Origin of the sequence: Mucilaginibacter sp. (assembly GCF_965277465.1) — a bacterium.
In the GTDB taxonomy this organism is placed as follows: domain Bacteria; phylum Bacteroidota; class Bacteroidia; order Sphingobacteriales; family Sphingobacteriaceae; genus Mucilaginibacter.
In genome coordinates this window covers 38,897-51,836 of the sequence record NZ_CBDICW010000001.1, presented here as the reverse complement: position 1 = coordinate 51,836, position 12,940 = coordinate 38,897, and the positions used below count along the sequence as shown (strand labels likewise).

General features: G+C 40.4%; 6 protein-coding genes. 5 read left to right on the top strand and 1 reads right to left on the bottom strand.

Annotated features, from left to right (window positions below; all coding sequences use genetic code 11):
* Positions 1-159: 159 nt before the first annotated feature.
* The 5 genes from recA to ACQY4U_RS00155 all read left to right on the top strand — a co-directional run bounded on the left by recA (position 160) and on the right by ACQY4U_RS00155 (position 11,995).
* A complete protein-coding gene (gene recA / locus ACQY4U_RS00175; protein ID WP_428327332.1) occupies positions 160-1,167 on the top strand; it encodes a recombinase RecA in 1,008 nt (335 codons plus the stop codon).
* A gap of 344 nt (positions 1,168-1,511) precedes the next feature.
* On the top strand, positions 1,512-2,915 hold the full coding sequence (gene lpdA, locus ACQY4U_RS00170) for a dihydrolipoyl dehydrogenase (protein WP_428327331.1): 1,404 nt from the start codon (positions 1,512-1,514) through the stop codon (positions 2,913-2,915).
* 575 nt (positions 2,916-3,490) lie between these two features.
* The gene (locus ACQY4U_RS00165) at positions 3,491-3,853 is read left to right on the top strand and encodes a hypothetical protein (protein WP_428327330.1); all 363 of its coding nucleotides are present in this window, start codon (positions 3,491-3,493) and stop codon (positions 3,851-3,853) included.
* Positions 3,826-6,333, top strand: a complete 2,508-nt coding sequence (locus ACQY4U_RS00160; RefSeq protein ID WP_428327329.1) for a T9SS type A sorting domain-containing protein — start codon at positions 3,826-3,828, stop codon at positions 6,331-6,333. The genes ACQY4U_RS00165 and ACQY4U_RS00160 overlap by 28 nt, the downstream gene beginning before the upstream one ends.
* A gap of 442 nt (positions 6,334-6,775) precedes the next feature.
* Complete coding sequence (locus ACQY4U_RS00155) at positions 6,776-11,995, top strand: DUF2341 domain-containing protein (protein ID WP_428327328.1); 5,220 nt, start codon at positions 6,776-6,778, stop codon at positions 11,993-11,995.
* Between the two features lie 75 nt (positions 11,996-12,070).
* On the opposite strand, the gene msrA is transcribed toward ACQY4U_RS00155, so the two are convergent.
* Positions 12,071-12,616, bottom strand: coding sequence for a peptide-methionine (S)-S-oxide reductase MsrA (gene msrA, locus ACQY4U_RS00150; protein ID WP_428327327.1), 546 nt, complete (start codon positions 12,614-12,616; stop codon positions 12,071-12,073).
* Positions 12,617-12,940 lie beyond the last annotated feature (324 nt).

Sequence of the window (12,940 nt, the reverse complement as noted above, 5' to 3'; positions counted from 1 at the left end):
CTAAATTAAACCAGGGGTGTCATCCTGAGCCCCTTCGAAGAATAGTGCGTAAAGGCCTGTTCAGCGTATTTCAGGAACGCTAAAAACAATAAAATAAATTGCTAAAAAAATTAGTATTTTATAATAATACTTTTTACATTTGTATATAATAATTAAAAAATGAGTAGCGCAGATAAATTAAAGGCATTACAGCTAACGTTAGATAAGCTGGAAAAATCATACGGAAAAGGTACCATCATGAAATTGGGTGATACCGCTATTGAAGCTACTGAAGTTATATCAACCGGCTCATTGGGCCTGGATATTGCTTTGGGTGTTGGCGGTTTACCAAAAGGCAGGGTTATTGAAATATACGGCCCCGAATCATCTGGTAAAACAACATTAGCTATCCATGCAATTGCCGAATCGCAAAAGGCAGGTGGTATTGCTGCCTTTATTGATGCTGAGCATGCCTTTGACCGTTTCTACGCAAAAAAATTAGGGGTTGATGTGGAGAATCTTTTGATCTCACAGCCGGATAATGGTGAGCAGGCACTTGAAATTGCCGATAACCTGATCCGCTCGGGTGCTATCGATATCTTGGTTATTGACTCTGTTGCCGCTTTAGTACCCAAAGCAGAAATTGAAGGTGAAATGGGCGACTCAAAAATGGGTTTGCAGGCACGTTTAATGTCGCAGGCTTTGCGTAAGCTAACCGGTACCATCAGCAAAACAGGATGCTGCTGTATATTTATCAACCAGCTGCGCGAAAAGATTGGCGTAATGTTTGGTAACCCTGAAACTACCACAGGTGGTAACGCCCTTAAGTTTTATGCCTCGGTACGTTTGGATGTACGCCGGATCTCTCAAATTAAAGATAGCGACGAAGTATCAGGTAACCGTGTTAAGGTTAAAATTGTAAAAAACAAAGTAGCACCGCCTTTCCGCATAGCTGAATTTGATATTATGTTTGGCCAGGGCATTTCAAAGGCCGGTGAAATTATCGACTTAGGTGTTGAGCATAACATTATTAAAAAAGCAGGTTCGTGGTTTAGCTATGGCGAAACCCGCTTGGGTCAGGGCCGTGACGCAGTTAAACAACTGATACTGGATAACCCTGAACTAATGGAAGAATTAGAAGCCAAGATTAAGGAAGTAGTTACCGGTGAGCATTTAGCCGAAGCTTAAGCTTTTTACTACATAGGTATTTTAAGAGCCCTGGCATTAGCCGGGGCTTTTTTGTTTAAGCTGAAAGCTTAATGCATGTTTACCACGAGCTGGAAGCTCGCGGGAGCGGGGTTAATGCATGTTTTACCACGAGTTGGAAGCTCGCGGGAGCGGTGTTCCAAGAGCAAGCAAAACTCATGTATTAAAGCAGGTGACTGTATTGCCTGTCATTCTCGCTTAATAAGCGGGGTGTAAGGGGGCAGGCCTTAGCATCAACTAAAAGTCAACTTTAGCCATATTAATTGCTTAAGTATTTCTTAGCCATCTGATATTGATTAACTTTGCGCTCCATAAAACAAAAGTCTATGCAATATGATGTTATCGTTATCGGTTCGGGCCCCGGAGGTTACGTTGCCGCTATACGTAGTGCCCAGTTGGGTTTAAAAACTGCTATCATTGAAAAATATAATACTTTAGGTGGTACCTGCCTTAATGTAGGTTGTATCCCTTCAAAGGCCCTCCTTGATTCGTCGGAGCATTACCACAATGCCGCTCATACCTTTACCACCCATGGTATAAAGCTTGATAATTTAGGTATTGATTTTGGGCAGATGATAAAGCGTAAGGAAGAGGTAGTTACTGCTAATACCAGTGGTATTGCCTACCTGATGAAAAAAAACAAAATTGATGTTTATACAGGTGTAGGGTCTTTTAAAGACAAAAACACCATCACCATAAAAAAAGCCGATGCTACCGAAGTGGAAATTACCGGTAAAAATGTAATCATTGCTACGGGTTCAAAACCATCGGCATTGCCATTTTTAACTGTTGATAAAAAACGCATCATCACCTCAACCGAAGCATTAACGCTTAAAGAAATACCTAAGCATTTGGTGTTAATAGGCGGCGGGGTTATTGGTTTGGAGCTGGGCTCGGTTTATGCACGTTTAGGTGCAAAGGTATCCGTAATTGAGTTTATGGATTCCATTATCCCAACTATGGATAAAAGCTTGGGTAAAGAGCTGCAAAAGGTACTGCAAAAATTAGGCATGGAGTTTTACCTGGGTCATAAAGTAACTGGCGCTACTGTAAAAGGTAACGAGGTTACCGTAACTTTTGATGACCCTAAAGGCGAAAAGAAAGAGCTTAAAGGTGATTACTGTTTAGTTGCAGTGGGTCGTATTGCTTATACCGATGGTTTAGGTTTGGAAAAGATAGGCATCACGGTTGAAGAACGCGGCCGTAAAATTACAGTTGATGAACATCTGGAAACCAGTGTAAAAGGAATTTATGCTATTGGCGATGTAATTAAAGGTGCTATGCTTGCCCACAAGGCTGAAGATGAGGGTACTTTAGTAGCCGAAATTATTGCCGGACAAAAACCACATATTGATTATAACCTGATACCGGGTGTAGTTTATACCTGGCCCGAAGTTGCCGCTGTTGGCCAAACAGAAGAGCAACTAAAAGCAGCCGGTGTTAAATACAAAACAGGATCGTTCCCATTTAAAGCCAGCGGCCGTGCACGTGCCAGCGGTGATTTAGATGGTTTTGTAAAAGTGCTGGCTGATGCCACTACCGACGAGATATTAGGCGTACACATGATTGGCCCGCGTGCCGCTGATATGATAGCCGAAGCCGTAGTTGCTATGGAGTATCGCGCATCGGCCGAGGATATATCACGCATGAGCCATGCACACCCAACCTACACTGAAGCCATGCGCGAAGCCTGCCTTGCAGCTACCGGAAACAGGGCAATACACATATAATTAGATACAAAAGGAACGCTTATTAGGCCTGTTTCTTTTATTAATATACCTACCCGTAAATTGACAATTTTTTTAAAAGTTGCCGGTTTACGGGTTTTTTATTGCCTTTTTTTTACTGATGAAAAAACGCACTTTATTTTTTATCGTTTAACAACAATTGTAAAGGCATTTTTTTACATCTCCTTTTCCGCAGCAAAATTATTTTTTGCGCTAAATAATTATTTTAAAACATGTACTGATTTAACCTGAGCGAAACTTTGTTAGTTTTTTATTTAAAAACAGATGCATGCCTTATTTTACTGTATTAGTGTTTTTTTTGGCTATAAACAGGTGTTTTCCACCTAAATAGCAGGTGTTTTTCTACATCAAAATGGGTGATTTTACACCTTCTTTTTACAAACCATTTTAATTCTCTTAGCGTAACAATATCATAATAGTTAAAAAATTGCCTTGGGGTAATTAGGCGATTATTTTAACACGGGGCGCTCATTACAGTATTTGAGTTTTAAGTATTGGTTATGGCAGAGTTAAAAATTAATTGCAGATCCTGGGTTTTAAAATGTGTTTTTAGCATTTTGATATTAGTCTGTTTTTCACAAAAATCTTATTGTACTTCTTATACCTGGAGCGGATTAGGGCTTGATGGCCAATGGACAACCAAGGCTAATTGGGGCCCGCTATTTGGTGCCCCCGCTAACTACCCTTCAACCGGTGATGATGTTATATTTAACGAAATAGCATTAGGATATACGGTTACCATGTCTGTCCCCATAACCGTAAAATCTATAACCATTAATGGGGTGCTTTCATTATTAGGTACCATTACGCTTAATAATGGTGGTAATGCTTTAACAGTATCAAGTGCATTGGTGTTGGTAACCTTGCAACGCTTACGCCAACATCATTTACCATGGCTGGTTCGGGTACTGTTAATTTAAATGGTGTTACGGTATACTCGGGCGCTGCACTTTTTTTAACCGGCAGTAACTACGTAGTTAGTGGTTCAACAATTAATCTTCAAAACTACACGGCAAATACAGGCCTTATAGCAGCTATAAATAGTGCAACAGGTCCGTATCTTAGTAACTCAGGTACATTAACGTTAAGCTCATCAGCGGTAGTTAATTTAAGTGGTGTTTATAGTCAGATCTATAATACCGGTACCATTAGCGCGGCATCATCATCGGCTTTTAATTTAAGCGGTGCAAACAGTTCTATCACAAACCCGGGTACTTTTTATGCAGGCTCCTCAGGATCTGCGTGTACATTAAATTTATCAGGTACAAGCACCGGGGTATTTAATACCAATGTTTTTGTTTTAGGGTCAACATCTGTAATTAATTTAACGGGTACTACCTCCAATGTAGATAATTCAACAGCGGGTACATTTACCTTAATGTCTGATGCTAATGGTTCGGCCACATTAGGACAAATAAATGCTGCCTCTACCGGGTTTACAGGCAAATACAACGTGCAACGTTATATGACGGGCAATAACTCGTTAACCTACCGTGGTTACCGCCTCATGTCTACACCCGTTAATATTACTTCGGCCACGCCAAGCCCATCGGGGGCAAATTATATTGGCATCAATACCCTAAATTCAAGTTATACAGTGGCGGGTACAAGTTATAAGGGGGCATTTACTGGCGGTTCCGGAGCGGGTTTCAGCGTGGTTAACCCAAACCCTACCATTTATTTTTATAAAGAAACCAATGCTTCAAACAACAGCTCCTTCCTTTTAGGTAAAAATGTGGGTGTTAAATCAATAGTTGGTACTACTATCACCCTGATTGATGGCACAGCGTACAATATCCCGGTTGGTAACGGTTATTTAATTGATTATATAGGTTCAACCAACGGTCGTACTACGGGCTCTACCTCATTAAAACCCGATAACGCCACCATTACCAATGTGGGTTATATTAACCAGGGAAATATCAATGTTAATTTATGGTATGCCCCGGCAGGCGGTACTGTAAATGCAGTAAAGCTATCTTATACTGCAGGCCAGGTAGCATCCTTTTTTCCGGGTACTAATATGATAGGTAACCCCTATGCTTCTACTATTGATCTGAATCAACTCTATGCAGATAATACCGTGGCGTCTCCAAGCCTTAGTTCTAACTTTTACGAGTTATATAATGAAAACCCCGGGCAGGCTTATATGGTTTACAGTGCTACCGGCGGAACATCGGCTTCCAAAGCCTCAAGATATATTGCAAGCGGGCAAGGGTTTATGAGTGTAGTATCGGCAACCAATCAAACACTTACTTTTAAAGAAGATCAAAAGGTTTATAATAATTCGCTTACCCCGGTTTCGAGCCCGCCATTGTTATTAGTCGCATCAAACAATAAAAATGCAGCATTGAATAGCAGCGCAGTTGCAACCCAGCCGCAAGCTTTGATGGCCCCGCCACGTGATGAAACATTACTTGCCGGCCTGCATTTAAAACTGTTGCAGGATAGTGTTACTTATGATGAATGCGGTGTTTATTTCAGAAGTGATTGGTCTGATAATTTTGATCTGAATGATGCTTATGATCTTGACGGGGCATCGCCAAAGGTTTATTTGTCTACCTATACTGCTGACGGAGTGCGCACCGCAATCAATAAAATGGGCGATTTTACGAAGGGCAAGCGTGCAAGAATTTATGTAAAAGGCAGTATTGATGGCAATTTTAACCTGCAGTTAGAGGATATACAAAATATTGATACTTCCATGTATAGCGTGTTTATAATAGATCACTTAAATAAGGATTCGTTAGATGTAACCCGTTATAAAACATACGTTTTTACTGTTATAAGGGCTGATACGGCAACTTATGGCGGTTATCGCCTGGAGTTGGCTATTGAACGCAAGCCCTTGCCGCCATATGAGTTGGCTTTATTTACAGGTAAAAAAGTGAGTGATGGTGTGTTACTTACCTGGAAAACATATAACGAAGGTAACTTTACCGGATTTACCATTGAAAAGCAGGATGGCAGCCTACAATATTTACCCCTATATACAATACAGAGTAATGGCAGTGGAACGTATTCATATACCGACCATAACCCGGTAGCAGGGGCAAATATTTACCGGCTTAAGCAAAATAATATTGACGGTTTAATTAGCTATTCGGCCCTATTAACGGTACAGTACGGTGGCTTAGCCAGTGGTGGCGTAATGAGCGTTTATCCAAACCCTGCTCACGAGATCATCACTGTAAATTTAAATGCTGCTGCTCCCACAGGATCAGGAGCGTTTATGGAAAATATTTATAATTCAATGGGCCTGCTTGTTTTGCAAAAATCGGTAAGCAGTAGTAAATGGTCAGAAAACGTGGGTGCTTTTAAGCCAGGGGCCTATGTTATTGAAGTTAAAAATACCAATGGCGATTCGATGGGGAATACCAAATTTATAAAATATCAATAGTTTGAATTTTAGGAGATAATATAGAGTAAGTGGAGAACGAAAGCCTTTTAAGGCATAGGTTTTTCTATGGATTTTAATTTTATTAACACTGCATATTGTCTGGCTTTTAAATAGGCATGCGTGTTGTAACATGAATAGGTAAAATGCTTTAAATCAAGTTAAAAGCTTTAGTTGTACAATCTACAGGAATATTTGGAGGTTGATAATCAGCGTATTGTTTAATATTTTACTAATTCGGTGGGATTTAATAAACCTTAAAACAAAATTATCGTAAAAGGAATGGATTTTTTGTGCCATTTATTTTTGTGGGCTCGCAAGCTTTAAACAGGGTATTTTACCTGGCTATTTATTAACAATGTTAATAAGTATTAAGGATGGCGGAATTTACAAATGAATATTTTGGCAAAGCTATTGATTGTTCCACCGCGATAAATTTGATATTTTGAATAAACGAATACTCCGTCTACATTTTATATTATTATTTTTTATTGTAAATGTTAAAATATCGCTTGCACAAACTGCCCCGGTTATAACCTACACACCAGCATCGTCAGTATTTACTGCGGGTACACCTATAACTACGCTATCTCCGGGTAATAGCGGCGGCGCTGTATCGCCAGCCAATTATGCCGCACCTACAACATTTGTCGCTCTAAATCAGGCTTACGGAATTTATATTGATGGATCTAATAATATTTTTGCTGTTGATGGCAGCACCGGTGGTGACCTTTATAAATACAGTACATCGGCAACCGGAGGTACAATAAATACAACATTAAACTCTCCGGATGGTGTTACTGCTGATGGTTTGGGTAATTTATATGTATCGGATTTTAATAATAATGTTTACCGAATAAATGCATCAACAGGTGTGGTAACCGCAACTATAACAGGTTTTAATGCACCTTATGGAATAGCCATTGATGCCTCAAATAACGTATATATAGCTAATAGTGGTGGTAATAATATTCTTAAAATTGCAGCCGGCGCAACTACAACAACCGTTTATGCAACTGGTTTTACAAGCCCTTACGGTATAGCAATTGATGCATCAGGAAATCTCTTTGTTTCGCAAAATACTTCAACTACTGTGATAAAAGTTGCTGCCGGAACAGGAACCAGAACCACTTATTCAGGTTTTAATGGTCCTCGTGGCTTATCGGTAGATGCTTTTGGTAATGTCACTGTGGCTGATTATGGTAATAATGTTGTAAAAAGAATAAGCGCGGGCGGAACAATTACTACAATACTTACAGGCCTTAACGCTCCCCGTCAGGTTGATTATGATTCTTCAGGTAATATGTACATTGCAGATTATGGATCTAATACAATTAAAAGATCGCTTGCAACAAGTTATTCTATTAGCGCAACACTACCCGCCGGCTTAAGTTTTAGTACCTCAACAGGCCAAATTACAGGTACGCCTACGGTTCCAACAGCCTCAACTAACTATACCATTACAGGATATAATACCGGAGGAAGCTCTGCCTTTGTTGAAAACATAACCGTTAACCCTGCGGCGCCCACCGTTTCAAGCAATGGTTCAAATTGTGTTGGTTCGGCTTTGCTTACTGCTGCGGGTGGTTCGCCAACCGGAGGAACCTATAATTGGTATAACGTTGCAACAGGCGGTACGGCCTTGCAAAGCAGCACATCAACCACCTATTCGCCACCATCAACGGCTACTTATTATGTTTCTTATACGGTTAGTGGTGTAACAAGTGCGCGCACATCAATTGCTGCTACAGTCACTGCATTACCAACAGCCGGAACTTTTACCGCTACTTCAACAGTTTACACAGGTAATACGGCAACGGTTACTTTAACAAGTACCTACAATGCTGCGTTAACTTACAGCTGGGATTTTAACGGTGGTACGCCATCAACCGGAACTGGTGCCGGGCCTTTCGGTGTAAGCTGGTCAACAGCCGGAACAAAAACGATCACCTTAACAGTAACTAACTCATCCGGATGTGCTGCTGTGTCAACACAAACAGTTACGGTAACAGGAGTTTTTGGCACTTATGCATTTAGCAAACCACTTGTTTTAAATACCTCATCAATCAGCAACGGGGGTATAACTACTACACTTACCAATTTCCCGGCATTGGTGTACATACAGGATAATAATTTAAAAATAGGAAGTGCATGTGCCGATAAGGTACAATACCCTTTAGGTAATTACAGCGGCAGCACTGCAGGCACTAATTATGATTTTGCCTTTACCGTTGTGGGTGGTAGTACTGAGCTAAACTACCAGGTTGAAAACTATGATCCGGTTGGCGGTACATTACTTGTTTGGGTTCAGGTGCCTTCAATCACATCAACAAATACAAACCTCACTCTTTATTTTGGCTCATTAACGCCGGCTCATGGTACCACATTTACGCAGTCCACATGGTCCAGCGATTACCAGGCGGTTTATCACTTTAACGAAGGATCTGCAAGTGCAACCGTTATAGATGCCACCAGCAATGGCCGGAGCGCAGCACAAACCAATACAACTGTTGCTGCCGGGCAAATAACCGGGGCCTATCAGTTTGACGGAACAAGCAGCAAAATTATAAGTGTAGGTACATCAAATAATGTTACCAGCTCTTTTACATTATCTGCCTGGGTAAAACCAACTGCCTTTAATCTTTCGGCTACGTCGGGTGGTTACGACCATAAAATCATTACCAACGAGGCTGTTAACTATACTACGGCTGGTTATAAGTTAGGTTTGTACGGAAGCTCTGCTACTACGGTTTATCCGGAAGTTGAAACCCGGCCAAATGGTGGAAGTCCGGCAAGTTTGGATAGGAGCACCTCCAATACCCAAACGGCAGTAAGCTTAAATACCTGGCACTATGTACAGGGGGTTTATAACAGCTCAAACAGTACATTTTATTCATATTTAGATGGTAAATTAAACTTCTCCTCAACAGGTGCAGTAGCATCGGGTACAACAGGGCAAAATATTTACCTCGGATCAGATTTTTCAGCAAGTAATTACCTGCAGGGTATTTTGGATGAAGCCCGTATTTCAAACGTAGTTAAATCATCAGACTGGATAAAGGCCGAATACTATAACCAAACCAACCCTTTAACTTTTACCAATTATAGTGGTGCAGTAACTGCTTATCAAGCTAATGCTACCGGGCTTAACGGTGCATTGGTTTACACATGGTCGGGTGCTGCAAGTACAGATATGGCTGTTGCCGGTAACTGGAACAATACCACATCCGGTACTTTAAACCAGCTGCCTGCTTTAACCACCGGTACATCTACTTTAAACATACCAGCTTCAGTAGGCAATTACCCATCATTAAGCGCCAATGCAAGCTTATATGGTTTAAATATTGCCAGTGGCGCATCATTAAACTTAAACGGGTTTACTTTAAATGTTGGCTGTAATATATATAACAGTGCAACTACCGGCGGAACTGGCATTCTGTATGGTGGCAGCGCAGCTTCGGCCATCAATTGGAATGGCACATCAGCTACACAAACCTACACCGGTAATGGTGTTGCCAATACATTTGAAACAGGCGATATGACCATAAATAATACTTATGCATCAGGCGCAACAATAAGCTTTAGCGGCGGCCCGGTTGAGCTGTTTGATAAGTTAACTTTAACTAAAGGAAATCTTTCAATTGCTTCAACTACCACATTTACGTTAATGAGCTCAGCAAATTTAACTGCATCGGTATCGCAGGTATCACCTTATACTATATCGGGTATTGTAAATGTGCAGCGTTTTATAACTGGAAGCAGTTCATCAGCATACCGTGGGTATAGATTGCTATCATCGCCGGTAAACCTTACTTCGGCAACATCAGGATCAGCAAACTATATTGATTTCAGTACTTTAAAATCAAACTACACAGCCGGCGCTACAAAATATTACGGTGCGTTTACAGCCGGTACAGGAGGCGTAGGCGGTGGCTTTAGTGTTTATAATGCAAACCCTACTATCTATCTTTATAATGAAACCTTAAACCCAAGCGTTAGCACTAAAAACCTTTCGTTCGTATCCGGAAAAAATGTGGGTGTAACTTCTATTTCGGGTAGTACGGTGGGAATAACGAGTACTATAAATGGTGTTACAACTACAGGATCGGTAAATGTGCCGGTAGGTAACGGCTATCTGTTGTTCTTTATTGGGTCCAGCAATCCGGCTGTAAGAACTACCGGAACAACGGCTATCGCTCCTGATGATGCGGTTATTACCAACGTAGGTTATTTAAACCAGCAAAACGTAACGGTTAATTTATGGTATACACCGGGTGGCGGGGTAAGTAATAAACTGTCGTATTCAAGTGCGGTGCTCGCAACCAATTATCCTGGTTATAATACGGTTGGTAACCCTTATGCATCAACCATCGATCTGCAAAAACTTTACAACGATAATAAGGCGGCATCGCCAAGTTTAAGCCCAAACTTTTATGAGCTCAATGATAAAAATCCGAACCAGGCTTATGTAGTGTACAGTGCTACCGGCGGAAACTCTGGCAGTGTTTACTCGCAATATGTGGCAAGCGGACAGGGCTTTATTGCCAGGGTTACGGCAACCGGGCAGGCGCTTGTATTTCAGGAAGATCAAAAAATTTACAACACGGCATTGCTGACTTCAAGCTCATCGCCGCCATCGTTACTGATCGCTTCAAAACCGTTAACTGTGTTAAAGGGACTGCATTTAAAACTTGAGCAGGTCGGTGTATATAATGATGAGTGCGGGGTTTATTTTGATAATAAATGGAATGATAAGTATGATATTGATGATGCTTATGATTTAGATGGGGTATCATCAAAAGTTTATATTTCAACTTATACCAGCGATAGCGTCCGTACGGCTATAAACAAGCTGTCTGATTTTAATAAGAACAAAAAAGTAAGAATATTTGTAAAAGCTACTACTGATGGTGTATATAATTTAACCATGACCGATATAGCAAATATTGATACCACCCTATACAATGTTTTCCTGCTCGATCATTATAAAAAGGATTCGCTGGATATGCGCAGGTATAAAAGCTACGCTTTTGATATAAAAACTGCTGATACCAATTCATTCGGAGCCAACCGTTTTGAGCTGGCCATTGAGCGGCTGCCTGTGCCACCATACCATATCTTATCATTCACGGCGCAAAAGGTAAGCAATGGCGTATTACTAACCTGGAAAACTAATAATGAAGGCGATTATACTGGCTTCGGTATTGAGAAGCAGGATGGCAGCAATGCAACCTATAAATCATTGTATAATGTGCAAAGCGATGGCAACGGGACTTATACTTATGTTGACAATAGCCCGGTTAAAGGGAATAATACCTACCGCTTAATGCAAAATGATATTGACAATAATACCACCTATACCAATCCGCTCAATGTGCTGTATAATTCTTCAGTACCAGCCGGATCATCGGGCGTATTAACTATTTATCCAAACCCGGCAAAGCAAATCATTACTGTTAATTTTAACTCATCAAGCCCGCTTACCTCAAACGTTTATGATGCCAGTATTTATAACGCGGGCGGTGTATTAGTAATGAAAAAATCAGTTAACGGGAATAGCTGGTCGCAGGATGTGGAGGCACTTAAACCGGGTGCCTATGTGCTTGAAATGAAAAACAGCAGCGGCGCATTATTAGGAAACGCCAAGTTTGTGAAGATCCAGTAACCTGAAAGTTTATCCAAAAAAAGACCGCTGTATATAGTATAGCGGTCTTTTTTAATTAAAATCCCTTGCGATTATTTATAATAACTCTGGTTTTATTTTTTCGGTAAACTCTTTTACAAATTTATGCAGCTTTGGCTGTATAACGGCTGCACAATAAGGGTTGCCCGGATTGTTGTTAAAATAACCCTGGTGATAATCTTCGGCCTTGTAAAATTCGCTTGCGGGGGTAATTTCGGTAACTATTGGCTTATCATAAATATGCTCGTCGGTTAGTTTTTTAATTAGTGCTTCGGCTTGTTGCTTTTGCTCATCGGTATAATAAAATATTGCCGAGCGGTATTGTGTACCTACATCATTTCCCTGCCGGTTTAAAGTTGTAGGGTTATGTGTTTTAAAAAATATAAGCAATAGCTCATCAAATGATAGCACATCGGCATCAAATTCAATATGCAGCACTTCGGCATGGCCGGTATTACCCTGGCATATTTCTTTATAGGTTGGGTTTTTTGTAAGGCCGCCCATATAACCCGAGGCTACGCTTTTAACCCCTTTCACTGTTTCGAATATGGCTTCGGTACACCAAAAGCAACCGTTGCCAAATGTTATTTTTTGAATATTCATATCGTTATATGCTAATGTAACACCTGTTTGCCTTATATGGTTGTTGTATAGTATGAATATGGCATTTTTATAACAAATCGCCAATCCCGATTTAACTTAAAGATAAGACGATTTAAGCTTCCGAATATTAAAATTGGTATTGTATTTAGTGTTTGATGCCTGAAACACAATATTTTGTGTCGAAACAATTATTTTTTTGTTAAAAATGCTGCATTTGTTGAAATTACGATGTAATAAGTTTTTTACGTTGGAAAAAAATAGCATTTTAGTTCAGATTTTTTTGTTGACAGGGGCAATATGAGCGGTGTTAACCATTAATTAAGT